Annotated in this window: 30 protein-coding genes and 1 riboswitch; of the genes, 18 read left to right on the forward strand and 12 right to left on the reverse strand. The window is 44.2% G+C overall.

Translation table 11 applies throughout. The features are described from left to right. Positions 1-84: 84 nt before the first annotated feature. Both FC83_RS08830 and FC83_RS08835 read right to left on the reverse strand, forming a co-directional pair. Positions 85-315 (reverse strand): hypothetical protein, encoded by a 231-nt coding sequence (locus FC83_RS08830; protein WP_057002663.1) that lies wholly within the window; start codon positions 313-315, stop codon positions 85-87. A 22-nt stretch (positions 316-337) separates the two neighbouring features. After that, positions 338-1,936: a hypothetical protein gene (locus tag FC83_RS08835; RefSeq protein ID WP_057002664.1), complete on the reverse strand. Its 1,599-nt coding sequence runs from the start codon at positions 1,934-1,936 to the stop codon at positions 338-340. 148 nt (positions 1,937-2,084) lie between these two features. Here FC83_RS08835 and FC83_RS08840 point away from each other — a divergent pair, with 148 nt between their 5' ends. Beyond that, positions 2,085-2,408 carry a hypothetical protein gene (locus FC83_RS08840; protein WP_052004452.1) on the forward strand — a complete coding sequence of 108 codons (324 nt, stop codon included), beginning with the start codon at positions 2,085-2,087 and terminating at the stop codon, positions 2,406-2,408. A 64-nt stretch (positions 2,409-2,472) separates the two neighbouring features. Here FC83_RS08840 and FC83_RS08845 read toward each other — a convergent pair whose 3' ends face one another. Next, positions 2,473-4,020 (reverse strand): glycosyltransferase family protein, encoded by a 1,548-nt coding sequence (locus FC83_RS08845; RefSeq protein WP_035451043.1) that lies wholly within the window; start codon positions 4,018-4,020, stop codon positions 2,473-2,475. A 361-nt stretch (positions 4,021-4,381) separates the two neighbouring features. Between FC83_RS08845 and trpX the strand changes: the two genes are divergently transcribed. Genes trpX through FC83_RS17060 form a run of 4 tightly spaced genes read left to right on the forward strand, consistent with a single transcriptional unit; the run spans position 4,382 to position 7,277 of the window. Next, positions 4,382-5,395, forward strand: a complete 1,014-nt coding sequence (gene trpX, locus FC83_RS08850; protein WP_057002665.1) for a tryptophan ABC transporter substrate-binding protein — start codon at positions 4,382-4,384, stop codon at positions 5,393-5,395. After that, a complete protein-coding gene (locus FC83_RS08855; RefSeq protein WP_035451040.1) occupies positions 5,392-6,312 on the forward strand; it encodes an ABC transporter permease in 921 nt (306 codons plus the stop codon). Before trpX ends, FC83_RS08855 begins: the two co-directional genes overlap by 4 nt. Continuing rightward, positions 6,284-7,054: an ABC transporter ATP-binding protein gene (locus FC83_RS08860; protein WP_035451038.1), complete on the forward strand. Its 771-nt coding sequence runs from the start codon at positions 6,284-6,286 to the stop codon at positions 7,052-7,054. Before FC83_RS08855 ends, FC83_RS08860 begins: the two co-directional genes overlap by 29 nt. 31 nt (positions 7,055-7,085) lie before the next feature. Continuing rightward, a complete protein-coding gene (locus FC83_RS17060) occupies positions 7,086-7,277 on the forward strand; it encodes a hypothetical protein (RefSeq protein WP_035451035.1) in 192 nt (63 codons plus the stop codon). A 201-nt stretch (positions 7,278-7,478) separates the two neighbouring features. Here FC83_RS17060 and FC83_RS17065 read toward each other — a convergent pair whose 3' ends face one another. Continuing rightward, positions 7,479-7,637, reverse strand: coding sequence for a hypothetical protein (locus FC83_RS17065; RefSeq protein WP_156405583.1), 159 nt, complete (start codon positions 7,635-7,637; stop codon positions 7,479-7,481). A 122-nt stretch (positions 7,638-7,759) separates the two neighbouring features. Between FC83_RS17065 and FC83_RS08865 the strand changes: the two genes are divergently transcribed. The 3 genes from FC83_RS08865 (at position 7,760) to FC83_RS08875 (ending at position 10,443) form a co-directional block, all read left to right on the forward strand. Continuing rightward, a complete protein-coding gene (locus FC83_RS08865) occupies positions 7,760-8,518 on the forward strand; it encodes a MerR family transcriptional regulator (RefSeq protein ID WP_057002666.1) in 759 nt (252 codons plus the stop codon). Between the two features lie 191 nt (positions 8,519-8,709). Then, positions 8,710-9,420, forward strand: a complete 711-nt coding sequence (locus tag FC83_RS08870; protein ID WP_035451033.1) for a class I SAM-dependent methyltransferase — start codon at positions 8,710-8,712, stop codon at positions 9,418-9,420. Between the two features lie 339 nt (positions 9,421-9,759). Continuing rightward, complete coding sequence (locus FC83_RS08875) at positions 9,760-10,443, forward strand: HAD family hydrolase (RefSeq protein WP_035451032.1); 684 nt, start codon at positions 9,760-9,762, stop codon at positions 10,441-10,443. Positions 10,444-10,491: 48 nt separating this feature from the next. Here FC83_RS08875 and FC83_RS08880 read toward each other — a convergent pair whose 3' ends face one another. After that, the gene (locus tag FC83_RS08880; RefSeq protein WP_035451031.1) at positions 10,492-11,295 is read right to left on the reverse strand and encodes an AraC family transcriptional regulator; all 804 of its coding nucleotides are present in this window, start codon (positions 11,293-11,295) and stop codon (positions 10,492-10,494) included. A gap of 253 nt (positions 11,296-11,548) precedes the next feature. Between FC83_RS08880 and FC83_RS08885 the strand changes: the two genes are divergently transcribed. The 3 genes from FC83_RS08885 to FC83_RS08895 all read left to right on the forward strand — a co-directional run bounded on the left by FC83_RS08885 (position 11,549) and on the right by FC83_RS08895 (position 14,109). Beyond that, positions 11,549-12,157 carry a sugar O-acetyltransferase gene (locus FC83_RS08885; protein ID WP_035451029.1) on the forward strand — a complete coding sequence of 203 codons (609 nt, stop codon included), beginning with the start codon at positions 11,549-11,551 and terminating at the stop codon, positions 12,155-12,157. Between the two features lie 136 nt (positions 12,158-12,293). Beyond that, positions 12,294-13,094 (forward strand): 7alpha-hydroxysteroid dehydrogenase, encoded by an 801-nt coding sequence (gene hdhA / locus FC83_RS08890; protein WP_057002667.1) that lies wholly within the window; start codon positions 12,294-12,296, stop codon positions 13,092-13,094. Between the two features lie 157 nt (positions 13,095-13,251). After that, a complete protein-coding gene (locus tag FC83_RS08895; protein ID WP_035451028.1) occupies positions 13,252-14,109 on the forward strand; it encodes a hypothetical protein in 858 nt (285 codons plus the stop codon). A gap of 47 nt (positions 14,110-14,156) precedes the next feature. Here FC83_RS08895 and FC83_RS08900 read toward each other — a convergent pair whose 3' ends face one another. Next, positions 14,157-15,671: a polysaccharide deacetylase family protein gene (locus FC83_RS08900; protein ID WP_057002668.1), complete on the reverse strand. Its 1,515-nt coding sequence runs from the start codon at positions 15,669-15,671 to the stop codon at positions 14,157-14,159. Between the two features lie 873 nt (positions 15,672-16,544). Between FC83_RS08900 and FC83_RS08910 the strand changes: the two genes are divergently transcribed. The 4 genes from FC83_RS08910 to FC83_RS08925 all read left to right on the forward strand — a co-directional run bounded on the left by FC83_RS08910 (position 16,545) and on the right by FC83_RS08925 (position 18,912). Next, complete coding sequence (locus FC83_RS08910) at positions 16,545-17,126, forward strand: hypothetical protein (protein WP_035451026.1); 582 nt, start codon at positions 16,545-16,547, stop codon at positions 17,124-17,126. A 181-nt stretch (positions 17,127-17,307) separates the two neighbouring features. Further along, positions 17,308-17,715, forward strand: a complete 408-nt coding sequence (locus FC83_RS08915; protein ID WP_035451025.1) for a MerR family transcriptional regulator — start codon at positions 17,308-17,310, stop codon at positions 17,713-17,715. Between the two features lie 92 nt (positions 17,716-17,807). Beyond that, a complete protein-coding gene (locus FC83_RS08920; RefSeq protein WP_035451081.1) occupies positions 17,808-18,200 on the forward strand; it encodes a carboxymuconolactone decarboxylase family protein in 393 nt (130 codons plus the stop codon). Further along, on the forward strand, positions 18,175-18,912 hold the full coding sequence (locus FC83_RS08925; protein ID WP_035451024.1) for an SIR2 family NAD-dependent protein deacylase: 738 nt from the start codon (positions 18,175-18,177) through the stop codon (positions 18,910-18,912). Before FC83_RS08920 ends, FC83_RS08925 begins: the two co-directional genes overlap by 26 nt. A gap of 175 nt (positions 18,913-19,087) precedes the next feature. Here the strand turns inward: FC83_RS08925 and FC83_RS08930 are convergent, their stop codons facing one another. Beyond that, a complete protein-coding gene (locus FC83_RS08930; RefSeq protein ID WP_035451020.1) occupies positions 19,088-19,672 on the reverse strand; it encodes a TetR/AcrR family transcriptional regulator in 585 nt (194 codons plus the stop codon). Between the two features lie 148 nt (positions 19,673-19,820). On the opposite strand from FC83_RS08930, the gene FC83_RS08935 reads away from it, so the two are divergent. Further along, positions 19,821-21,020: an alpha/beta fold hydrolase gene (locus FC83_RS08935; protein WP_035451016.1), complete on the forward strand. Its 1,200-nt coding sequence runs from the start codon at positions 19,821-19,823 to the stop codon at positions 21,018-21,020. Between the two features lie 164 nt (positions 21,021-21,184). Here the strand turns inward: FC83_RS08935 and FC83_RS17070 are convergent, their stop codons facing one another. The 5 genes from FC83_RS17070 to FC83_RS08965 all read right to left on the reverse strand — a co-directional run bounded on the left by FC83_RS17070 (position 21,185) and on the right by FC83_RS08965 (position 24,212). Beyond that, complete coding sequence (locus FC83_RS17070) at positions 21,185-21,328, reverse strand: hypothetical protein (RefSeq protein WP_156405584.1); 144 nt, start codon at positions 21,326-21,328, stop codon at positions 21,185-21,187. A gap of 485 nt (positions 21,329-21,813) precedes the next feature. Next, positions 21,814-22,098, reverse strand: a complete 285-nt coding sequence (locus tag FC83_RS08950) for a type II toxin-antitoxin system RelB/DinJ family antitoxin (RefSeq protein WP_035451009.1) — start codon at positions 22,096-22,098, stop codon at positions 21,814-21,816. Positions 22,099-22,206: 108 nt separating this feature from the next. Further along, entirely contained in the window at positions 22,207-22,398 is a 192-nt protein-coding gene (locus FC83_RS08955; protein ID WP_035451007.1) for a hypothetical protein, read from the reverse strand. Positions 22,399-22,538: 140 nt separating this feature from the next. Continuing rightward, positions 22,539-23,234 carry an aspartate/glutamate racemase family protein gene (locus tag FC83_RS08960; protein ID WP_035451005.1) on the reverse strand — a complete coding sequence of 232 codons (696 nt, stop codon included), beginning with the start codon at positions 23,232-23,234 and terminating at the stop codon, positions 22,539-22,541. Positions 23,235-23,363: 129 nt separating this feature from the next. After that, positions 23,364-24,212: an aldo/keto reductase gene (locus tag FC83_RS08965; RefSeq protein ID WP_035451002.1), complete on the reverse strand. Its 849-nt coding sequence runs from the start codon at positions 24,210-24,212 to the stop codon at positions 23,364-23,366. Between the two features lie 230 nt (positions 24,213-24,442). Further along, positions 24,443-24,550, forward strand: a riboswitch (TPP riboswitch). 89 nt (positions 24,551-24,639) lie between these two features. Between FC83_RS08965 and thiM the strand changes: the two genes are divergently transcribed. Continuing rightward, positions 24,640-25,437, forward strand: a complete 798-nt coding sequence (thiM, locus tag FC83_RS08970; protein WP_035451000.1) for a hydroxyethylthiazole kinase — start codon at positions 24,640-24,642, stop codon at positions 25,435-25,437. A gap of 26 nt (positions 25,438-25,463) precedes the next feature. Further along, positions 25,464-26,111 carry a thiamine phosphate synthase gene (gene thiE / locus FC83_RS08975; RefSeq protein ID WP_035450998.1) on the forward strand — a complete coding sequence of 216 codons (648 nt, stop codon included), beginning with the start codon at positions 25,464-25,466 and terminating at the stop codon, positions 26,109-26,111. Position 26,112: the final 1 nt, after the last annotated feature.

Below are 26,112 nucleotides of genomic sequence, written 5' to 3' on the forward strand. Positions count from 1 at the left end.
TTAGAATTTCTGAGATTTTTGTTTTTCATCGGTGCACTTGACAGGGACCCTATCAGAATTGGCCCCTGGCTTCATTTTTTATTGCTATTTGAGATTATCTTTCATCTTCAGCATATAATCCCGAACTTCCCCTAAAGCCCCAGGTTGGATCATCCCCATGGCCTTGGGTACCAAAGTCATTAAGCTGGTGGTGCTTAAATTACCAGATTTTTGTTTGGCAACCACGTCATCGATCAAGGCGTTCATATCGGCCTGGGCTTCTGGTTTCGTGCGTTCTAAAATATAAGCTCTGAATTTCTCGGTTTTTTCACCCATGTTGTTAACTCACTTTCGAAATTTAATACCGAATTGGTTTTGGTGGTGCGACGGCTAGGCGCTTGGCCAAGCGTTGGGCGATGTGCGAATCAGCACTTACGGTCACCGCTGCTGGCAATTTGTTAGCTTTAGGTAACGCCGTGTAAAGCCACACCAAGGTCACCTGCCCCGCCGCTAAACGGTGGGCAGCGATGTCTTGATTCAAAGCTTTGACTGCCTCAGCCCCCTGGCCTTGGGCTAATTTTAGGTAATCTGGCCAATAGTTTTTAGTATCCTGGTCTAGATAAAGCCCCGTTTGAGCCCAGTTTAACTGATAGCCAGTAAAACTTGGGGGCGGCGTAAAAGCTGGTGGCTCGGTGGCGGCCACCACTTGTTTGGCCTGTAACGGTTTGGTCTTGGGCCCAGTCTGGCCCAAGAAGACCATCTCTAGGCGGACCCAGCGCTGGTAAACATAGTTTAAAACCACCCGCTGGCTAGTGCCCGTGGGATTATGGCTGGTGGTATTGAGCCAAGCCACCAGCCCTTGAGGCGTTGCAAATTCAAAAGCAGCCATCAGCGTCCGTAAGCTGCCAATTTGCCCCTGATCACCCCAACAATAACTGGCATCTAAATCCAAGGCAAAGCCCGGCAGGACTCGGGGTTTATGGAAGCGCAATTTGGGTTGAATCTCCGTGCGGGCTTCGGCCAAACTGCCCCCATCGGCCTGTTCATAGCGGGTTTGGGTCAACAATTGCTCTTTGGTCACTAAGTCCGGCAAATGCGTAAACGCCGCCCGCTGGTCCGGCGTAAGCTGATTGTGGGCCTGATGGGTTTCTAAAAATTGGGCAAAGGTGGTCTGTTGGGCAGCTAACGCCGCTTTGTAAGCTGTTTGGGCGGCTTGAAAACGTTGAATATAGCGCTGATGACTCGCCTTTAAGTCGGCCAATTTAGCCCCCGTTAGGGCCTGGCGATTAACTAAGGCTTGCATGGCGGCTTGCATGGCCGCCCCTTTTGTATGGACTTGTTGCTGCAGCTGGGTTAGCTGGTCTTGTAATTGATTGAGCCGTTGTTGGGCTTGTTGGATCTGTTGTAACACATAGGCTTGTTGTTGCTGGTAGTAAACCCGGGCCACCCGGCGTTGGGAGGCGTTATGCCCCCCGGGGATCACGGCGCTTTGGCTGGCATCTAAATCACCCAGCAAATTAGCTAAGCGATGCTGTTTTTGTTGCAACCGTTGCTGTTGGTCATGTTGGGCCTGTTGCCATTGCTGTTGTTGGGTGTCAGCCAGTTGCTGCTGCTGGGTCATTTTGGCGCGCAACTGTTGCTGTTGGCCTTGATCTTTTAAAAGCTGGCAAGTCATTAATTGCTTTAAGGCCACCCAGCGATTTTGAAACCGGGTCAAACGCCGTTGAGCCTGTTGTAACGCCCGCACCGCTCGTTTTGTTTTCAGTTGGGCCTGGGCAAAATAAGCCCCCCGGCGCACTAAAAGCGCATCAATTTTAACCGCGTCTCGGGGCACGATTGGCCCTGTTAAAACCTGGGCCGAATCATCAGCCATTTTGGCCTGACTGAAATCAAGGCCTAACTGGCCCTTTAATAATTGGGTGTATAATTCCTTATCCGGGTTAGGTTGTCCCAACATCCACGATCCCTCCCATTGCTACACTCACATTATACGACATCCCTGGGTCAAAGTGATATTGCCTAAAATTAGAATTCTCTAAGAAAATATAAATTATTTCGTCACTTTTTACAAGTTGAACTATAATGAACTCAAGAGGCGAAATAATATGACAGATTCTGAATTAACTGACAAATTATTAACAAAGGGTTATCTCACGGCAGCAGATGCCCCTGAGATCGACAACGATGAAAAAGGCGCGGCCTTGCGCGATAAGTTAGATAAAGAAATTCATAACGAAAACAAAGAACCTTACTTGGTGCATGAATTGTTCGATTATGAAAATGGGGTCATCAAAGGCATTATTTTCAATATGGACATTATCCCTACACGGGATGCAGCCATGGATAAATTATCCGAAGTTTCTAACAACAAGGAAATTAAAATTACCCAAGCAGCTGAAAAAGAAATCAATGAAATTGGGAATGTCTAATTCTTAAACAGCCCAATGGACGGTAATACCACCTGGCGATAAAACCAGGTGGTATTTTTTTGCGCTAAACTTTGCGTTTGAACAATTGATCAAAGGGCAAGCGCCAGTACTGATCCAGGCCATAAGCCCCACAAACCACAAAACAAGGCAGCCACATGAATACATAACGGCTGGTACCCCCTTCAAAAATCAAGAGATAAATCAACACACCCACCACCGTCAACTGACAGGTGCGCAACAGCCAGCGGCCTGTTTTAGGATTCGCCAAGACACTGACCCAACTCATGAGCAACAACAAGATCCAGGTGATCTGATTGACGAAGCGCATGGGGTCCCGCAGCTTGGCTTTGCCATAATTCAAAGCCCGACTGAAGCGAGAAATCAGATTCAGCGGTCGGGGATTATTTTTAGCCCGGAAGGTCACATCCCCATCCCAAGTAAAATTACCGTTACCAATATTATTATTAAATTTCAAAATCAAAAAGTTTAAATAACGCCAAACCCCATAATTTTTCAAGCGGGTCTTGATTTTTTGCCGATTCATTTCATCTCGGGCTTGATAGGTAGGCGCTTCATAGCTGGCCTTGGTATCTTCCGGGTTAAAGCCGCCAATCAAGGTTAGGCCCATGGCGATGAAGTGGGTGGGGGGCATGCGTAATGCCGGGTTGAGCTTTTTTTGCTGGCCCCACATCTGAAAGGTCATGGTGCTGTAAATGTAGTTGGTATACAGTTTTGAGCCACCCCCTAAAATACCGGCGATGCCCAATATACAAACCAACCCCACTAACTTTTGCCGCCAAGTGCTGGATTGCCGCAAGGCTTTGACTAAGACTACCAGTAAAAAGGCGATGCTGAAAATCAAACTGGTGGGTTTCAGCCAAAAGCTGATCAAGGCTAATAGCCCATAAACCCCGGCCCACACCAGCCGCTGCCAGGTACGTTGGGCCTGCCACAACAAGATAGCCACCAACATTAAAAAGGCAATGGCAAAAATCCCTAACGTATCCGAATAAAAAACCAAGATCCACGGAGACAACCCCCAAAATAACAAGCCTAAGCAAAACAACAGGCTGGCCAGATGTTGATCTTTTAAACGGCGGCCAATGGTATACACCGCTAATAAGGCACTGTCTAACACAATGGCGTTCACCACCAATAAAGCACTGGTGAACTGACTGAACAGCCCCGGTACCAGCATGTGCCACAGCCCTTTTTCCAGTAACAGGAGCAAAGTGTTATTATAATTCACCGAAAAATAAAAATAACTGGTGTTTTCCGGCACGTTGTTCATGATGGTCCCTGGGTCCCAATTGGGGATCAAGGTGAGTTGCCAGTACATCACCATTTGGTAGGCGAATAACACCACCACGCCCAGGGCGGCCCAGCGCCATGAAAAGGCGAAATTTTTCAACCAGTGCCGCACTTTCGGCCGCCATAACAGCCACAATAAAATCAACGTCACACAGATGCCGATGATTTTGGCCCAGTAGTGCCCGAAGAAATGAACCATTTTAAAATTAGGACTGGAAAAGGCAAAGACACAAGAAATTGCCACTAGGGTGCCAAAGATTAACTGAATTGCCTGATCCATAAATTTGCCAAGTCGTGCCACAACTGCGTCCTCCCGGTGATCTGAATATAGTTAATAGTTTACCACGAACGAGCAACAGGTTGGGCTTGACAGCTAAAAAAGCTTATGGTTTAATGAAATCAAGTTAAAAAACAATTAGAAAGCAGGACACCAACATGACACAGTCAATGATGCAATTGAATACATTGTCCAACACCGCCTGGTGGCAAAGCCGCTAGCGGTGGGTCGTGTTTGTTGCGGTCTACCAAATGTAGACCGTATCTATGCTGAGTTCTACCCGCATGGATCGGTAATCGATTCATGCGGGTTTTTTAGTTGCTAGACGCAGCCCGCATTGAGGGTTGCGTCTTTTTTTATTAAAAATTATTTTGGAGGCAGTGACATGAAACGACTATATGCATCAATCATCTTAGTTTTGGGCTTTTTATTAGTTGCGTTTTTCAGCTATCATCCCGGTAACGCCCAATCTAAGAGCAACAGTGCCAGCACTAAGACGCCCACCATTGGCATCTTACAATCCCTTTCCCAACCGGCCTTAGATGATATCACCAAAGGGACGGTGGACCAATTGGCCAAGCGGGGTTACAAAGACGGCAAGGGTGCCCACATTACTTTGTTAAACGCTCAAGGTGATCAGAGTAATCTGAAATCCATGTCCGAAAAACTCAACGACCAAAACCCGGCCTTGACCATTGGGATCGCTACCCCAGCCGCCCAAGCTTTGGCTAACGTGCAAAAGACTACCCCCATGATCATGGGGGCTATCTCCAGCCCCATTCAAGCCGGGCTGGTCACCGATTTAAAACACCCAGGCCATAACATCACCGGGGTGTCCAACACTAATCCCACCAACGATCAGTTAAAACTCATCCACGAAATCGTCCCTAACGTCACCGAATTAGGGGTCATCTACACCGCCGGTAACGTCACGTCCCAAGTTGCCGTTAAAGAGCTGCAACGCTTGGCACCGAAGTACGGCATGACCATTAAGCCATACACCATTGCCACCACCAACGACTTAGATCAAGTGTCCCAACAAATGCTCAAAGAAGTCAAAGCCGTTTATATTCCCCAAGATAACAACATCGCCAGTGCTATGAAGACCCTGGTGAAAAATGCCAATATTGCCAAAATTCCATTATTCCCACCAGCAGGCACCATGGTTCAAGATGGCGGTTTGGCCACCATTGGGATCAACCAATATGATTTAGGGGTGGCCACTGGGAATATGGCTGCCGATGTGTTAGATGGTAAAAGTAAACCAGCCACCACGCCAGTCCAAGTCATTGGTAAAGGTCAGCCTTACATCAACACCACTGAAGCAAAATTGCTAGGCATCAAGATTCCTCAGCACTTATTGGATGACGCCAAAGCTAAAGGAGGACTTGTCAAATGAACTTATTAACTTCTGCCATCGGCCAGGGGATGCTCTACGGCATCACTGGTATCGGCTTATTTCTCAGTTTTAGAATCTTGCGTTTCCCTGATATGACCATTGAAGGATCTTTCCCCGTGGGCGCTGCTGTCTGTGTCACCTGCATCACCAATGGCATGTCGCCTTTCCTTGCTACTTTACTAGCCTTTGTGGCGGGGGGGCTAGCGGGCCTGGCCACCGGGGTGTTGTACACCAAGGGCAAGATTCCCGTGCTCTTAGCTGGTATCTTGGTGATGACTGCCGCCTATTCCGTGAACCTGCGTATCATGGGCAAGTCCAACGTTTCCCTCTTAAATACAAAAACATTATTTGCCAATAAATTTGTAGATAGTCTGCCCCCTTATTTCAACAGTGTCATCATCGGCCTGATCGTGGTGATCATCACCTTCGTGGTCTTGAACTACTTCTTACAAACCAACTTGGGTCAAGCCTTTATCGCCACTGGGGATAACGAGGCCATGTCTAAATCCCAAGGGATCAAAACTGATACCATGAAAATTATTGGTCTGGTGGTCTCCAACGGCTTTGTAGGCCTGTCTGGGGGCTTAGTCGCCCAAAACGACGGCTACGCTGACGTAAATATGGGCCTAGGGGTCATCGTGATTGGCCTGGCAGCCGTGGTCATCGGGGAAGTGGTCTATGGCAACTTGACCATGGGCCAACGCCTGATTGCCGTGATCTTCGGCAGTATCATTTATCGGATCGTCATCTTATTTGTCCTCCAGCTGGGCTTCAATACCAACGACTTGAAACTGATTTCTGCCATCGTCTTGGCCATCTGCTTGATGCTACCAGCTTTAAGAGACAAATTCCAAATTCAAAAAGTTATCGAAAAAGGAGTGAAGCCAAATGACCCAAGCCATGCTGCAACTAAATGACGTGACCGTCACCGTTACCAACGGCGGCCAAAGTTTAAATATTTTGAATCATATTAATTTAAATGTAAATCCTGGGGATTTCATCACAATTTTGGGGACTAACGGGGCTGGGAAGTCCACTTTGTTCAATGTGATCAGTGGGAATTTGACCCCTACGGCCGGCCAGATTTTACTGGATGGCAAGGATATCACCAAGTTTTCTGAAGAAAAGCGAGCCCGCTATATCAGCCGGGTCTTCCAGGATCCTAAACTGGGCACTGCCCCAAGAATGACTGTCGGCGAAAATATGCTGTTGGCGGAAAAACGAGGCCAACGCCGTACCTTGGGCCTGCGTCACCTGCGGCAAAAGAAACCCCAATTGTTAAAAGAACTAGGCTTGTTCGATAATGGCTTAGCCGACCGCTTTGATACCCCCACTGGGGATTTATCCGGGGGCCAGCGCCAAGCTTTGAGCTTGATGATGGCTATTTCGGCCAAACCCGAATTACTCCTATTAGATGAACATACCGCGGCCCTTGATCCCAAGACCAGCAACCAATTGATGGCCTTTACCCACCAAATTATTTCAGAACGCAATTTGACTTGTTTGATGATCACCCATCACTTGGACGATGCGTTGAAATATGGCAACCGTTTGATCGTGTTAAATGATGGGGCCATTGAAGGCGACTACGATACCGCCGCCAAGGCTGCCCTGAGCAAAGATGATATGTTGCAATTCTTTGATAGTGCAATTGCTTAATTGATAGCCGTTACAAAAGGAGTTATTTCCGGTGTCTGCTTTAATACTCGTCATGGGTTTGCTATATATCCTGCATCGATTTTTTACCCGCTGGCTCTGGTGGCTATTGCTGGGATTCATTGTTATCGGGTTCATCACCTGGTATATCAAATACCAGCTCGTCATTGCCTTGGTTTTTATTGGCGGTTATGTAGGTTATAAATGTCTCAAGCGCTCAAACTAAGCCATTAACTGGCCAAAGACCAGTTTTCAGTGCCATGTAAAAATGCCCAACTTCGCTAATGAGGTTGGGCATTTTTACATAGTTGATGCACTACTTCCTTGTTTTAGTCGGCCAAAGTAAGACAATGGCGTTGACAATATTGAAAATGATCAGCGCGAAAAATCCCTGCAATTTTGAGCGATTCTTGTCAGTAGGCTGATATTAGCGCTGTTTAAGATACCATATCAGGCCTACAATAAGGGCAACGCCGACCCATTCCAAGGCGGCTTGATGCCTTTCTTGCCGATTATTGTGGTGCATGGTCAAGGTCACCTTAGCTCGACCCACTTTAAAACGTTTTACCTTGTCTGCTCGTTGCATACCCCACACCTCCTACAAATAAGTGTAGCATATCACTATTAAATACGGTGATTTTAGTTGACTTGACCTTGTCGTTACGTCAAGCTTTAGACTATCCTATGAGTAAGAAAGCAGGTGATGTCATGCCTTACACGATTCAACAGCTAGCCAATTTGGCCGGGGTCAGTACCCGGACATTGCGTTATTACGACAAAATCGGGTTGTTGCCGGCCCAGCGTAATCCAGATAACGGCTATCGAACTTATACCACAGCCCAAGTCGACAGGTTGCAGCGCATTCTTTTTCTCCGTCTTTTCGATATGCCGCTAGCTAAGATCCACCAGCTCTTAAATGCCCCCCTGGCCAGCCAACACAAAGCCTTGGCCGCCCAACGCCAGCGTATCCTGCAGGAACGACAACGCCTAGACAACTTGCTCAGCACTTTAGACCAAACTTTAAAGGAAGGTGGCAATCCCATGTCAGATACGGATAAATTTTCAGCATTTAAAACAAACGCCCTGCAAACTAATGAAACCCAGTATGGCCAAGAGCTGCGGGACAAGTATGGTGATACAACAGTGACGCAGGCCAATGCCAAGTTTGCCGGCTTAACGCCGCAAGATTACGAGGCCATGCAACAAACCGAACAAGCCCTGCTCACGGCCCTTAAAACAGTTATCGCCAACAAAACCATTGCTTCACCGGAAGCTAAGCAAGTATTCAACTTGCACCGGCAATGGTTGCAATATACCTTGCCCGCCTATTCGGCAGAAATTCACCAAGGCCTAGCTCAAATGTATACCGCCGATCCCCGCTTTAGCCAGTACTATGCCGATAAAACCGGTAGCTCCAATGCTGCAGCCGTTCTAGCGGCCATTATCAAACACTATGCCCAGTCATAGACTAACTTCATCATTCAATTAAATCTCTGCTTAAAACACCGTCCAAAATACCCGCAATCTACTGGTATTTTGGGCGGTGTTTGTTGCCACTTTAACCTGACAACTGGCCGTTAGGTAGCTGACTTATGGGCCGTAATGTGCTAATCTAACTAGTTAAGTGCTTATTATTCAGAAATGAGGCAGTTTTATCTATGCGAAAAAGCATTGACGCACCACTCGTACCTATTTTTTTCGGACTAGGAGCAATCATTTTGATTGTCCTAGCCTGCTTGCCCCCCTTTAGGCTCAGCCCCGGTTTTTTCTTACAAATCATTGCGGGCCTTTTCCTAGGCGCCTGTGGTTTGCGCTTCCTACAGACCAGCATTGCTGGCAAGGGTAAGATTTGGGACACCTTATTACATAAAGTCGCCATTGATCCCGCCGCTCAGTGCCTTGACGTGGGCTGTGGCAATGGCCTAGTGATGTTTAAACTGGCCGCTTATGTGCCCCACGGTCAAATTTTGGGCATTGATATTTGGCGGGCCAAGGATCAGTCCCATAATAGCCAAGCGAATCTTGAAACCGCAATTGCCACTAAAAACCTCAGCCACTTGCTCCAGGTTCAAACCGCTGATATGCGTCAAATGCCCTTTGAAGCCAATAGCTTTGACTTGATCACCGCCAGTTTGGCGATCCACAACATAAAATCTCAAGCCCAACGCCGAAAAGCGCTGCAGGAGATCACCCGGGTCTTAAAGGATACCGGTGAATTGCTCATCGTGGATATGGCCTACAAAGATAAGGAATATTTAGGTATTTTAAAAGACTTAGGTTTCAATCACTTCACCACCTACTCCGCTGGCCATGATGGCTGGTGGGGTGGTCCCTGGGCCCCAAGTTTTGTCTTAACGGCGGCCCGGTAGGCATCCATCGCCTAAATAAACAAATCAAAAATTTGATTCTGATATCTAAAGACTAGTGCGTTAATAAACGTGGTAGTCTTTTTTGTTTCAATTTCCGCAACAGAAAGCATCATTTGATTTGCCTATTATTTCTATAATGCGTCCCTATCATTAACTAAAATATGCTTTAAAATGCGCGATTTAAACAAATCAGCCTTTTTAAGACAATCATCAAATTAACCTATTTTTAGTTCAAAAAGCTATATATTTTAATAACGCCGTTCACTATACTGAAAATGTTCAATTGATTATTAATAGTATCTAAATTTAGTTGACAAACTTAAGGAGGAAAAGCAGCCAATGCACAATTATCAAGGTGTTATTTTTGATTTTAATGGCACATTATTCAAGGATTCACATCAGCATGAACAAGCCTGGCAACAAATAGCCCAGAAATATATGCACCGGAGAATTACACCAATGGAATTCGCGCAATATGTCCACGGTCGTAGCAATCAAACAATCCTAAAGTACTTATTCAAACGTACTTTGACCAACCATGAACTGCATCACTTAGCCTCAGAAAAAGAGAAGCTTTATCGCAGCATCTGCTTAGCTAATCCGGATAGTTTTCATCTCGTGCCTGGCGCCACAGTCTTTTTTGATAACTTGGTTAAACATGGCATACCCATGACGATCGCGACTTCTGCGACAATTGACAATGTCACATTTTATTTTAAACACTTTCATCTGGCACAATGGTTTGATATTCAGCGAATCGTTTATAACACTGGCGACATGCCAGGGAAACCAGACCCAACTATATTTGTTCAGGCACTCAACCGACTATATCTTGAACCTTCAGCTACTGTCGTCTTCGAAGATGCTTTATCTGGGATTCAAGCAGCTAAAAATGCACAGATAAAAACCATTATCGGTCTTGTTTCATCTGATAACCAACCAATTTTACAAAATTGCCAAGACCTAAAATACCGCATTACAGATTTCAGATCTCCTATCCTAACCCAATTATTTTTGAATTGATTTGAATGCAACTGACAAATTGAAGCTACATGACTTGTGTAATGGATATCACATTAATTTTCGAAATTGATTCGGTGTTAAATGATAGCGTTTTTTGAACTGGTAAATAAAACGTGAAATATCACTAAACCCTACCATATTGCCAATTTCTTGAATCTGTAAATCAGCGTGCAATGTCAAAAGAACCTTTGCTTTTCGTAAACGATAGTCGGCTAAATATTGAAGTGGTGACTGACCATATTTCTTAAAGAAAATCCGATTTTGATAGGGAATCGAATATCCTGTGACTTGGGCCAATTGTTCATTCGTAATTCTGTGCTCAAAGTTCTGAGTTAAATAACTTAGAATTGGCGTTATGATATCTTGATCAACGAATTGATTAGTGCCCAAGTAATGATTTTGTTTGATATCCATAATAAAACGGTAAATTACGGCTGACTGATCAATCGTGTCTAAAATATTATCTTGGAGAAAATAATCATAGGCCTGTGAAATAAACGTATCGACCGTTGGATTTAACTTATCAAAATAAATAAAGTTCCTTAGCTCTAAAAAGGACATCAGATTAGCCACAATTGGTCCCGAAAATGCCAAAAATGCTGTTTTCCATTCTTGATTCCCTACTGGGTGATAAGCATGGGGCACATTGGTACAAATTAGTATTCCTTGGTGTGGTGCTAATTTAACTTGATGTTGATCCACAGTAACTAATCCCGAGCCTGACTCAGTTTGTAACCAATGGAAAGCGTAATAGCCATGGGGTCGTTTAACAGCAGTTTGGGGCCAATGATACCCTATACTTTCGCAATATAATGGCAGTTGTTGCGCCGGCTTTTGAAAAGAAATACGCATTTCTAAAACACCTCCATTAATTTTATTCATTTAAAATGATGATTTGCGCAAGTTTGAAATTGTCTATTTTAACTTACGTATTTTCAAAAAATGGCATATATATCAATACATTTCAACATTTTTACATTTAATAATAAAAGTATATTAATCTATTTTCAACTCAGTCGTCAGCAAAATCAATATTTGAGAACTATCGTTTCTTATCTACTACAAGTGTTATAACTCATTTTAAATGTAAGGAGTATGAAAACCCATGGATAATCTGTCTAGAAAGAAACAACACCTACCCTATCATTATGATGATCCCAAATTGATGGGCCAACAGCAAGCCTATCTTGAATTGCTGTATGCATATAATCAAACACGTCCCAGTCAAAGTACTGAAAGACAGCAACTATTGACCAAAATGTTAGCTAGTATTGGCTCTAATTGTCATATTGAACCACCGCTTCATGCTAATTGGGGTGCTCATAATCTCCATTTGGGCAGTGGCTGTTATATCAACTTCAACTTAACATTAGTTGATGATGCTGATATTTATATTGGCAATGATTGTATGATCAGTCCAAATGTCGTCATAGCTACCTCTGGTCATCCCATTTTACCCAAGTTACGTTTGCACAACTACGTCTATAATTTTCCAGTTACCCTTGGGGATAATGTCTGGATCGGCAGCGGGGCCCAAATCTTGCCTGGTGTTTCAATTGGGGATAATACAGTTATCGGTGCTGGTAGTGTCGTCGACAAAGATATTCCGGCATACGTCGTGGCCTATGGTAGCCCTTGTCGCGTCGCACGGGCAATCAATGACCAGGATAAAACCTATTACTTCAAGAATCATCAGCTAGATGTTTGGGATTAAGTTCGTTCAAATTGACCTTAAAACATGGCTTAACAGTTGGCATATGCCTGAATAATGTAAGCGTTTTTGCAAATCCCCCAGTCCTGTGCTACACTGCTCAATGCAATTTATGACTAAACATTGGAGGTTTTGCATCATGAGATTGAAAAACAAAGTCATTGCCGTCACCGCATCCACTCGGGGGATTGGCTATGCCATCGTCACCGCCTGTGCCCAAGAAGGCGCCATCGTCTATATGGCCGCCCGGAATCAAGAACGGGCCCAAGCACGAATCGAAGCGTTTCAAAAAACCGGCTATACCGTCAAATACGTTTATAATGATGCATCAAAACCGGAAACCTACCGCACCATGATCGACGACATCGTCCAAGCAGAAGGCCACATTGATGTGTTGGTGAATAATTTTGGTACCTCTGATCCTAAGGTGGACCTAGACATCGCCCACACCAACCCAGACACATTTATCGACACCGTCAACATGAACCTGAAAAGTGTTTTTATCAGTAGCCAAAGTGCCATTCAATATATGGCCAAGGGCAACGGTGGCAGTATCATCAATATTTCTTCCATCGGCGGTTTAGTCCCAGATATTTCCCAAGTTGCTTACGGCACCAGTAAGGCAGCCATCAATTACTTAACCAAACTGATTGCGGTCCAAGAAGCCCGGCATCAAATTCGCTGCAATGCCGTTTTACCTGGCATGACCGCCACCGATGCGGTTAAGGATAATCTTAGTGATAACTTCAATAATTTATTTATGAAACATATCCCCTTAGAACGCATGGCCAAGCCTGAAGAAATCGCCGCGGCCGTCGTGTATTTTGCCAGTGATGACAGTGCCTATACCACCGGGCAAATCCTCACCGTCTCTGGTGGCTTTGGCTTAGCGACGCCAATTTTTGGGGATTTAAATAGCCAGGCGAATCAGCGGGGGTAATTTATAGAAGATTTTTAAGCTAACTTTCTTAATGTGGATCCACGCCAGCTTGAACATGATAATGAAGCCAAAACTTAAATGTATGTCTAATTCTCAGGAAGTAGGACAGCCATGATATAATTTAGGTAGTTCTTAAGCGCTTGAGGAGGATTTTCTAATGAAGAAATTACTACAGTTCTTAAGTTTTGGCGCATTGCTGTTGGGCTTAAGCTTTATCTTGCAGCAACCCCAAACTGTCAACGCTGAAACAATGGTGGCCATTCCCGTGGAAGACAGCAGTTTTGTCACCGCTGGTAAAGGTGTAACGCCGACCAAGGCAGATCAACTCCAACCTACCGGTCCGGTTTATGGTTTGTCGGCCTGGAAGATTCAAGCGACGGCCTCGCTACTGTCTAACAGAGGTTCAGACCTTTGGAACGGCGCCACGCAAGCTTATAAAGTTGGACCAGATACTTGGTTAGCGGATTCCCAAGTTTTAGTGATTCCACAAGGCAAAATTGTAAAAACACCGGCTAATTTTATAATTCTTCCATATGATACAAGCTTCACTGCAGGTATCGTCGATAATGATGGTCCGGTGGCACTTTGGGGTAGTACAGATTATACTCGGCAAGTAGGTACTGTAAAACCTGGAAGTGTCTGGACAATTACTCGTTACTATGCTGGATCTGATGGTAGTATTTGGTTTGATTTGGGGAATAATCAGTGGATTCCAAGTTTTTATTTTAATAACAACTTATTTTATCAATTTAATTATGCTTATAATTACCCAGGCATAAATAGTGACTATATGCAGCAGTTTAGAAGTCATGTCGAGCTACAACATCCAATTGTCGTTACAGTTCATGGTGATAAACAAGTCCCAACAAGACTACTGCCCTATTCGCTTTCTGCAAGCATTGATCTGGAACCAAATTCACAGTGGTTGTCTACTAATGTTTACTTTGGTGGTGGTGTTTGGTATCAGGTAGGGACTAATGTTTGGCTGCAGGCCACATCTGATTCACTGGATTAAAAAAATAGAGACCAGGGTTTATCCCGGTCTCCATTTTTCGTTAGTTATCAATTATTTTGCAGTAAATTAGGTAAATCATAGGCGTTGCTCGGTTTGACAGCTTTACGGTTGAAGTTATAACGGGTCAAAGTACCATCCGTTGAGGCTACTGTGAGCCGTGTACCATCTAAAATGGTTTCAGTAGTCCCAGTATCTTCATTGACACCAAAATTAAAGGCAATATCATAACCAGCTTTACGAAGTTCAAATCTAGCGTCATCATTTCTAGAACCGGTTGGATAAGCATAAGAGCGCACAGTTGTCAGACCCAACTTTGAAATAGTCTTTTTGGAATTAACTATTTCATCATGCAATTGGGTATTTGTCAGATTGCCATCACCTACATGAATCTTATTATGAGACCCTAAGGCAAACTGATTATGATCCAATACCTTTACAAAATCCCAAGACCCTGGATTTTCATCCATATTTTTAACCGTCAAGAACAAAATGGCATTGATGCCAATGTCTTCCATAATCCCAATAGCCCCTCGGCCATTATAGCCGGTATACCAGCCTGGGTAGAAATCATCTAACGTGACCAACACTGAATTAGCAGGGATCGCAGTGCCTTTCGTCAAAGCATCGATAACTTCGCTTTCAGTTAGTGTATGCCAATTATTGTCAGCTAACCACTGCATGTCATCACGGAACTTATCAAAACTCAAATGGTAATCATCACCATCTTCATCTTGAATTGCATGATAAGCCAAGATCGGAATCTTATTACTACCAGAGCCTGTCGGTAATGGGGTCAAGTTCTTCATCACATCATCGTTGCAGACATAACCCCCAGTAACTTTAGCATATTGCCGATTGTTAACGACGATATAACCGTTTTGTAAACTGCTCAGATTGGCTTGTTGGTTCAAGACCACTTGCTCATCTGCAAAGGGACTGCTCAACAGACTGGCACCAGTCACATTTGCCAGTGGGTTGTTGGCATCTTGGCGATAGTCCTCATAACTGTTGGCATTAGCGGCCCATTTGCCTTGACCATTAGAAGTATCAAACCGCTTGACCCATTGCGTGTTCCCAACGCGGACAAAATAAACATTGTCGATTTGTTGGATACCATTGGTCATTTCATTGTCACCTTTATTGATGATTTTATAAGCCCCCGTCCCGTTTGAAAGTGGTGCGACTTCATGGCGCCCAAATTTGTAGGTATCATAAAGGGTTTCACCGTTGGTACAGTTAATGGTACGACCTACGAAGTTACGGGTCGGGTCATTGTAGACTGGGCTGTCAAAAATCCACATGTCCCCGCCAACTCTAACAGCGTTACAAGTATAACCACCGATGCCATCGATCAGGATCGTAACACCGCTTGAAAATGTTTGGTAAGCTTCCCCAGGTGTTAGGAAGCGAATTGTATCCCCTTCAAAATAAGGCGTAAATGGATACTGGTTAAAGCCATATGGGTGATTGTTGGCGGGATTACCATAGTCTGGCAGTAGCCGCCATAGTAATGTCTTGTCTGTAATTGTTGCTACGTTGTTTTGAATTGTAAAATATGCCATAAATAAAAATCTCTTTCTTAATTTGTTTGATTGTTGTTGCCATCTGTTCCTGCGTTTAAATCCGATAAATACACCATTGTTATCATGCCCTTTCCTTTAGGATACTTTTAGTTTAGCTGGCATTGGCCGTGAAATGGTCCGGTGTTTGTCCGGAAAAAGTCCACTTTTTGTCCGCTTTTGATTTGGATTTTTTTAATACAGCAAAAAAGACGTCAAAATATGCCCACGCTATCGTGGCTATACTATCTTGACGTCCTTGTTCTAACTTAATAATTTATTTTTGTATCGAACTCGGTACTTGATCTGTTAAATTCAGCGTATAAAAAGCGACCATCACCAAAACGGATGGTCGTTTTTTACACTCTACACTAATCTCATCAAAAACCTCAAGCACCACTACCGCTCATAGAATATGACAATTGCTGGAATAATAATCAGTCCCAAACCGACTATAAACGTAGTCTTGCGGTAGGGCAGATTTAGCCCAGCCTTCTTTGCCACCCATCCCAAGAACAGAATGAGTAATATTGCATTTTCCATTGGCCACTGGACAGCGCCTTCATGGATTTCCGAATCAGGTGCCTTTAGCGCAATGATTATCAAAACAACACCATAAAGCATGAGGAGTATATTCACTAGCAACACGAGCATCATCTACTTTCAATAGGAAAAGTTACCCGACTTTTGCTGCTGTCATTATAATCCCAGAGAAAATATAGCGAAAGTATTTTGAATATACGTACAAAAATTGGTGCTTATTGGCACTTGAATAGTTTTTGTGATTTCCAATATTAAAACTCCTTAACGCAAAGCGCTATAATTTATAGTAACCATCGTCCACCACTGATATTTGTTTGACGAAAGGATTTTATTTTGGAACAAAAATTTGTTATCAAACGAAGTACGCGCTTTTTCGTGCTATTATTCATCATTTTGTTGCTGACGGCTAATTGGGTCATACTACAAACCTTCCCTGCTTTCTTAATGATTGTTTGCAGTCTTGCAATGGCAGTTGTCATGGCCTATTTAGATGGCCACGCTGAGCAGTATCATCATTGGCTCATAAAGACGGCGCGTATCGCCTTATTTTTGAGCTTACTTGGCGTCATGAGCTTCGTCCACGAAACCTCACTTTCAACAGGTGGTGAATCACATACAATCGTGATGTTCCCTTCGAATGCAACAAGAATCAATATAAAGGGTCAACCCTATGTGGTTACTTCTACCAACAATACACTTGGCTTTACTCGGACGTACTTCTTTAATCTGTACAAGCGTCTGGGCCCGTTTTATGTCCGTATCAATCCGCGATCCTATATTGTTACGGCAGTCAACGTTGGGCCAGATGAAGATGCAACTTGGGTCTTTAAAAACATTGTGCTTAAAGATAGAACTGAGCTAGTAACAGCAAAAAATGAATTCAGAAATGATAGTCAAAACCCAGTTCTGCCTTAACGATTACGCCCTAAAGTTAACCATCATAGTGGCTTGACTATTGTTCTTATTTTAATATCCCAAATCTATATCCTAGAAAATATTGGAAAAAAATCAAAATTGCCCTATGATTAGACTAATATTTTGATTGCTTAATTGGTTAGCAATTCCAAATGGTATCCCCCTGAGGAGGCTGGATTATATGGATTATGGCATCGGTCAATTTTCAAAACTAGTTGGGTTGTCCATCGACACCCTGCGCTATTACGAAAAAGAACACTTAATTTTGCCCCAACGGGATGACAATAATCGCCGTGTTTACACGGATCATGATGTCAAATGGATCGCTTTTATCAAACGTTTGAAACAAACGGGCATGCCCATTAAAGATATCCAATGTTATGCGACGTTGCGCTATCAAGGGGATGCCACGATTGCTGAGCGTCTTAGCCTATTATATGAACAGCGGCAACGGTTAAAAGCCGACCAAGTTGAGCTTCAGCGTCATGTTGATTTCCTTGACGCAAAAATCACGACCTATCATCAAATGCAGCACCAGCTACTCGCCAAACCGGCAACGACCCCGGCGACGCAATCTGATTCAAACTAAAGAAGTTGGCTAAGGTCAACTTTTTTTATTTTGGCCTTGACATGGAGTTCACTCCAGCAATTAAGCTGACCTTAATCAAACGAAAGAAGGTTATGTCAATGACAACAAGATTAAGTAATGGCCAAGCCACTTTGGCCAAAGTAGATGGTGCTGCAGCCGCTAACGTCATGGCTTCTCTTAAAACCATCGCCCCGGATGTGGGCAAGTATATTTTAGAATTTGCCTTCAGCGATATTTATAATCGACCGGGATTAGATTTGAAACAGCGGGAAATGATCACCATTACCACACTGTTGACCCAAGGGGACACCGCTGATCAACTGCGGGTCCACATTAACGGGTCCTTAAACGTGGGCTTGTCCCAACAGGCTATCATCGAAACTTTTATCCATTGCATCCCCTACGTGGGTTTCCCCAAAGTATTAAACGCCATTGCCGTGGCAAAAGAGGTCTTCAACAATGCCCATCAACAACCAACCAGCTGATAGCCAACTGGCCACAGTCGGCCAGCTCATTCAACACGCCACCCACGCGGTGGCCTTCACCGGCGCCGGCATATCCACAGATTCGGGTATCCCTGACTTGGCGGGCATCGCGGCCATCTTAAACGCCGATAAAACCTTTCATGGCGACGTCTTCCACCTGTTAGACCCCAGCTTTGCTACCCGTGATCCCGCCACATTTTATCGCTTGTATCGGCAAACATTTTTTCACCCCGATGCGCGTCCCAATGCCGCCCACCACTTCCTAGCTCAACTAGCTACAACGGGCCACTTGGCGGGGGTCGTCACCATGAACATTGATTACTTACACCAACTGGCCGGCAGCCAAAATGTGGCTGAATATTGGGGTGATCTGCGCCAAAATCACTGCATCCACTGTCAGCAAGCCTACGATTGGGATACCATCGCCCAGCAACCCATCCCCCATTGTCACACTTGCGGTCAGCTCGTTCTCCCGGATTTTGTCCAGCGCAACTTGGCCACTTATCCCGCCGCCATCCAAAAGGGCCACCAACTCTTGGCTCAAGCAGACTTAGTACTCATCATCGGCACCCAGCGCAACGTTACCAGCTTTCCCAAAAACGTGCCGAAAATTGTAGTTAATTCAGATCAGCCCAGGATTGGTGATAAGCAGACCATCTATATTCAAACCAAAGCGGCCAGCTTTTTTGAGAAATTAGCATTGTATTTGTGAAAATCAGACTAAGTCAAATATTATTTCAGATTAGAAAGCACATATCATTTGGAAAATAATCAATGATATGCGCTTTTTAGAATAAAGATAAATCTGATTATTATTAACAATTACGTTGAAACCACCTTTAATCAAAGAGCTACCGTGTATCTGCTACCCTTGAAATAATCAATTATCATAGGGTTCCTTTCAGAATGCTTTTTGACCCAAGCTCAAAAAAATGGACTAATTCCTTGGCTAAAAACTTTGAGGAATATTTCATGTCATGTGCCAACCACCAACGAATCACTGACAAATAAATTGATGACACAATCTCAAGCAATAGGTCCCGAGTGACTAACGTCTCTTCAGGCATCAACTTATCAAGACGTTGTTGTAAAGCTTTTTCAATCTTCTGCGCCAAGCCTAAAGATTCAGGATCGTTCAAAATAAATTCGTATAGCTTATCATTAGTTGCAACTACTTTTAATGTACGATCTAAGTCAACCGCAAAGGTATCATAATCTAGTGCATTATTAGTGACATGTAATTGCCGGGGGATTGAATTGATAATCTGGTCAATATTCCTATCAACGATCTGATTTAATAAATCGTATTTATCAGTATAGTGCAAATAGAAGGTTGATCGGTTAATATTTGCACTTCTTGAAATATCATTGATAGTGATTTTTTTGAAACCTTCTTGCTTAATCAACTCTATGAAGGTTGATTGGATTAAATTCTTAGTCTTAACCACACGTAAATCTAAATGAGTAGACAATTGCTGCACCTCCGTTTATTTATCCCACAATAACACCACATTTTTATGTAAAGTGTTGTTTATACAATAAATCCCTGTTTGTTACTCATTGTAGAGCAGCCCTAATAGCTTGTATAGTAGCTTTGAAACAAGGAAAGAGTGTTTATAAATGACAAAAAAATGGACAGTTGATGATTTCCCTATAGGCATATACCAACTGAATGATGATCAAAGTGTAAATTTTCAAATGAATCGTTTTTTCAATTGGACCAACGACAAGACCATGTTACATCAAATGAAGGGTATTGAAACCCCGCAACAAACATATCCTCAGATCATTTCAGCTTTTAAACGCCTTGGACAAAATGCTTTAGAAGAAGGTAACCAACTAAGAGCAGCTATGTATTTGCGAGCAGCTGAATTTTACCTCCCGGAAAACAATCCAAGTAAAAAGAAACTACGTGACCAATTTATTGAGCTTAATAATAATTTTTACGGTATTGATAATGCCAAACATTTTTTGATTCCTTATAGTGACGGTAATATTTCTGCCTATAAAGTCATGAGCCAAAATCCACAGGGAACAATCGTTTTTGTAAATGGGTTTGATGGCTACATCGAAGAATTATCACGAATGATGTTAATATTTAGAGACGCTGGTTATAACGTCATTTATTTTGACGGCCCTGGCCAAGGCTACATGCTTGAGAATTATCACATGCCAATGACACACCAATGGGAAAAGCCTATGAAAACCGTTTTGGACTACTTTGATATCCATAGTGCAATAGCCATCGGCATGTCCTTAGGTGGTAATTTAGTTCTCCGTGCTGCTGCTTACGAAAAACGTATCAAACAAGTTGTTTGCTTTGATGTTTTGCCAGACCTTTTTACCTGTATCACGCATCAATTGCCAGAACAAATTCAACAAAAAATTCAAAAGAACAAGATTATAGCCGTGAATAAAGCCGACATCAATGCAACTCTAACGGCACTTATGCGAAAGAGTTTGATGCTCCAATGGGTCATTCATCAAGGTATGACTGTTCTGGGGGCAGATACGCCGTATGACTTTATCCGAAAAGCAATGCAATATAATACAACCAAGATATCACCCTTGGTTACACAAGATGTACTCCTACTTGCTGGACAAAATGATCATTACGTTCCAGTTGACCAGTTGCCACTTCAAATTAGTACACTGATTAACGCTCAATCATTGACCGCTCGAATATTCACTGCTGAAGAATACAGCAGCAGTCATTGTCAGTTAGGAAATATCGGCTTAGCCTTAACAGTAATCTTAAATTGGCTTAAGCAAACTATGATTAAACAAAAGAAACTGAAAACTTTCTCTCCAGAGATTTAACATACCCTATCAGGAAAAAAATACCTCTCAAAATGCCATTCTTACAACGGCTTCTTGAGAGGCTTTTTGTTTGATCTACTTTTCTAATACACGTATGTTTCGTCAACCAAATATCTTTCTAAACTCGCTAACATTTAGATGCACTTTAACTCTCGCTTCAATAATCAATCGTCTTTTTTAATATTCGCCCGCCCAGTAACGGCTTCGGTAATGGCCGCCACAAATAAAACAGCCGCTGCCAGTGCCCCTAGGATAACCAGGATAAGCGACGGGTTATCTCTTAAGAAGTAGTACCACACGATTGACAATGCTAACAAATACCGGTGGTTAAATTGCCCAAAAAATCTGTGACATTTGTATTCTCTTTTATCTTGGTAAAACCATAGAAAATGGCTGTTTTCAGGCCACGTAAAAAGCACCGCAGTCATTCAACGACGATGCTTCTGGGTACTAATCATTGGTCCAAGACCAATATTCTTTGATAAATTGTAGCAGTCCTTGCAGGTCATCAATCGTCAATTGACCGAATGGCTTTGGCCGCAATGCTAAAAATTCACGCCGGTTCAAAGCCCGGACGTCGCGGATGTCGATCCACGAAGGTTCTGTTAGACCGGCGGCTTGCCATTGTTAAATCGTGTAGTATTGACGTTTGATCCGGTCAGATTTATTTGTGTACTTGGTCGTGATCGGTATGACCCGCAGCTGTTGTTGCTCGCCAACAAAGACGACTACTGGGCGTCTTTTACCACCGGGGTCGGGCACGTAAGCGCCGTATAAACCAAAGCAATCGCCATTACCAATTTTCATCATTTGCCAGCCATTTCTGAATCTCTTCTTTATTCTTGAATGGCTTTGCCGGTAAGCCCATGACCGTTTGGGCCAACTCATTGCCCACTGTTTCTCGCGGTGTGAGCGCTAGTTTGAAGGGAATGCCTTGTTCAGCGACGATCCGCTTATATAGTGCTGTCACCACCGTCGAGGGACTGAGACCCAGCTGATCGAGAATGGCATTGCCTTCCTCATACAAAGATTCGTTCAGATTGACATTCAACCGCTTTTTTGTATCTTTTATTGCCATTCTATACACCTCCGCAATACAAAAATACACCCATTCAGCACGATTCACACAAAAATAGGCTTATTTTGGTATTAATTACACCTAAATGGTGCATATATGAAAAATTCGTCAGTCATCTTTTTTAATATTCGCCCGCCCAGTGACAACTTCGGCAATGGCCGCCGCAAATAAAACGGCCGCTGCCAGTGCCCCTAGGATAACCAGGATAAGCGACGGGTTATCTCTTGAGAAGTAGTACCACGCGATGACAATTGCTAACAAAATACCGGTGGTTAAATTACCCAAAAAACTTTGTGACATAATGCGCCTCCTTTTTTGTCTTGGTAAAACCTATGTACAGCCAAAATTTGAATCCCCATCATTCGTTACCTAAATCATAACACAATCAAAGACAGCGATTGCAAAGTCTTTAACACCTTCGCAATCGCTATTCCAGTTATTTATTGAAAAATGCGGTCCACAATGGCCTGGATATGAATTTGGGCAATATCAAAGGCCGGTACCGGTAAATCATTGGGCTGAATGATCAGCGGTAGTTCCGTACAGCCTAGGACCAAACCTTGAATTTGCTGGGTCTGAATCAGGTTATTGGCAACCTTTAACAGTTGCTGTTTGGTGGCTGGTTTGACGATGCCATTTTCCAGTTCCTTTTCGATCTTCTCATGGATGTAGGCCTGGTCAGCCTGGTTGGGTAAACACATGGTAATGCCCTGGGTCTCAAAGGGTTTAGTGGCAAAGTCATGGCTCATGGTGAATTTAGTCCCAAACAGGCCTAACTTGGTAAACTTTTGGGCCTGGGCCGCCGTCACCGAAGTCTGCACCATGCTTAACAGGGGCACGGCCGCTTCTGCTTGCAGTTGATCAAAAACAATATGCGGAGTCATGCCACACATGGCCACAAAGTCCACCCCGGCTTGGGCTAATTGGGCGATACCTTTTCCCAGGTAAGCCGCAGCCCCGGCATTATCTTGTCGATTTAACAGCCCAAATAAATGATACATATTGACGCTATTGATGGTCAACTCGGGCAGAACATCTTGCCGACCTAACCGTTTTTGAAAGCCCTTAATGATGTCTTGATAATAAATCATGGTGGCTTCTGGTCCTAGGCCACCGAGAATGCCCACTTTTTGCACATGCTCGTCTCCCTTGTGATTTAAGGTTAATCATAAGTTAATAATGTACTGGCTTCAATAGCCATGTAAAAAAACGTTAGCCCAACAGCGTTCAACAGTTGCTGGACCAGCGTTTTTGCTAGTCTGAAATTAATAAATAGCTAAAGGTTCTTTCTCAGTTGGTGCGGGAAAAATACCGTCAATGGTTTTTAATTCTGCCGGGCTTAATTGGATATCAGCGGCGGCTATATTTTCTTGAGCATGTTCTGGGACGCTGGTCTTGGGAATCGCGATAATATTAGCCCTTTGGATCACCCAGGCTAATAAAACCTGCATCACATTGGCCTGATGGTCCTGAGCCATGGCTAACAAGGTTAGATTCTTCAGTTGGGCACTGCGTTTTAACCCGCCGTGGTCTACCGGGGAATAAGCCATCATGGGAATCTGCTGTTTGGCCAGCCAAGGGATTAAATCATATTCGGGCCCCCGCTGGTTCACGTTATACAAAACCTGATCCGTGGCAATTTCTTGTACATTGGCCAATTGGGCGAGTTCTTGCATATCATCGGTATCAAAATTGGAAACGCCCCACCGCAAAATTTTGCCACTTTTTTGGAGGCGTTGCAGTTCACTGACGGTTTCTGCCAAGGGCGTGCTGCCCCGCCAGTGATATAAGTAAAGGTCCACATAATCGGTTTGCAAGCGCCGCAAACTTTGGTCTAAACTATGGGCCATGTCTTTTTTGTTGGCATTTTGGGGTAAGACCTTGTCCACAATAACCAGGTCCTGCCGTTTGAAAGGTGCGATGGCTTCACCAACTAACGTCTCGGCTTGACCACTGCCATACATCTCAGCGGTATCGATCAAACGGGCGCCAGCGTGGACGGCCGTTTGAATGGCCTTAACTTCTTGTTGATGAATGGCACTGTCTTCGCCCATATACCAAGTGCCCACACCCACGGCTGGAACGGTCCGGTCAGCGATTTTCAATGTTTTCAAAAAACAAATCCCCTTTCCAAAAAACCAGTTGTAACGACTACAGTTACATTCTACAACTTTAAGTCGCTTTAAAACCAGTCCTATTTTGCCGAAAAAAGTTGGGCAAAGTGCCAAATCAGCTGTCTGCTGGTCTGTTAACACCGCTTTTGGTCAACCATTCCCAACTTTCTCATGAGGCACCGAATCAAATTGACGCCGCTGGCGGTTATATGGTACAACCATATTGTTAAACAAAACACTAGGGATGTTGCCGTGAGCAACTGAGATGGGCCTGTTGGGCTCGGCCCCTTGGAACCTGTAAGTTAGTGCTTGCGTAGGGAATGTGTGCTTAGATGATCACCAAACATCTCTCTAGTAAATTCAAAGCGCTGACAAGCTGATTCCTTGTGAGCGTTTTTTAATTACTTTTACTAGGGGGAATTTTACATTGAAACTTGCATTATTAGATGAATTACGGGAAAAGAATCCCATTGCTTATAATATTTCCAATTTTGTCACGGTCCAAGATCTCTGTAACGCCGTCAATGCCATTGGGGCTTCACCAGCAGCTGCTGGCGGTGCAGAAGAAACTGGAGAAGCCGAAGATTTGACCAAAATCTGCAGCTCCTTGACGGTGAACTTGGGGGCTTTTGTGGACCCTCGTATCGACAATATTGATACCATCATGGGCTTTGCCAACCAATATCAAAAACCCATTATTTTAGACCCGGTGGCTGTAGGTGCCTCACCGGCTCGCAAGAAACGTGCCGAAGCCCTGTTAGACCGCCATCCAGTGGCCGTTATTCGAGGGAATGCCGGGGAAATTGCCGCCTTAGCTGGGGCCGACTGGCAGGCCAAGGGCATTGATGCCGGTGAAGGTAGTGCTGACCCCGTGGCCATTGCTAAAGATTTAGCCAACCAGCGCCATTGTGTGGTGGTGGAAAGTGGCAAAACTGATATCATCACCAACGGCAGCGTGGTGGTGAAAGTCTACAACGAAACCGATCTATTCAAATTGCACGTGGGCTCTGGCGACATGTTGTCCAGCATCATTGGTTGTTTCTGTGGCATCACCACGGATTACTTTGAAGCGGCCCAAGTGGCCACGGGGATTTTCAGCACCACGGGGGAATTAGTGGCTAAAACCGTGAAAGCCACCCAACCCAGTGCTTTTGCGGCTAGTTTGATCGATGATCTGAGCTGGATCGATGTGGCGACCATTGAAAAACAAATCCGCTTTGATTAGCGGGGTGAAGGGAAGTTTTAAGCCTTATGAAATTTGACAAAACCATGCTACATACTTATTTTATTGCCGGCACACCAGATATTCCTACCGGTGAAGCCCTAGAAGACGTGGTACGGCAGGCTTTAGACGCCGGGATCACTGCCTTTCAATATCGGGAAAAAGGCCCAAATGCGCTGACTGGTTTGCGCTTGTTGACCATGGCCCAGCGCCTGCAAAAACTCTGCGGCGCTTACCATGTCCCCTTCATTGTCGATAACGATGTGGATTTGGCCCATCGTCTCCATGCCGATGGTGTTCACGTGGGCCAAACCGATGCAGCGGCGGCCCAAGTTGTGGCCCAAGTCAGCCAAGAAATGTTCATCGGTTTGTCTTGTCATACCAAAGCCCAAATTGAAACGGCCAATAATATCCCCGGCATCAGCTACATCGGCAGTGGTGCTATTTACACCAGTCCCTCTAAGGCCAGCGCTCCGGTGATTGGTTTGGCGGGGTTAACAGCCCTGACTCAAATCAGCCACCGGCCCATCGTGGCCATCGGCGGTATTAACGCTGATAACTTAAAGGACTTGCCGGCAACGGGGGTGGCTGGGGCAGCCGTGATTTCCCTGATTGCCCGGAGCCAGGATATCGCTAAAACCGTGACAGCCATGAACGCCATCGACTATTCAATTTGAG

Source organism: Agrilactobacillus composti DSM 18527 = JCM 14202, assembly GCF_001436375.1.
GTDB classification, from domain to species: Bacteria; Bacillota; Bacilli; order Lactobacillales; family Lactobacillaceae; genus Agrilactobacillus; species Agrilactobacillus composti.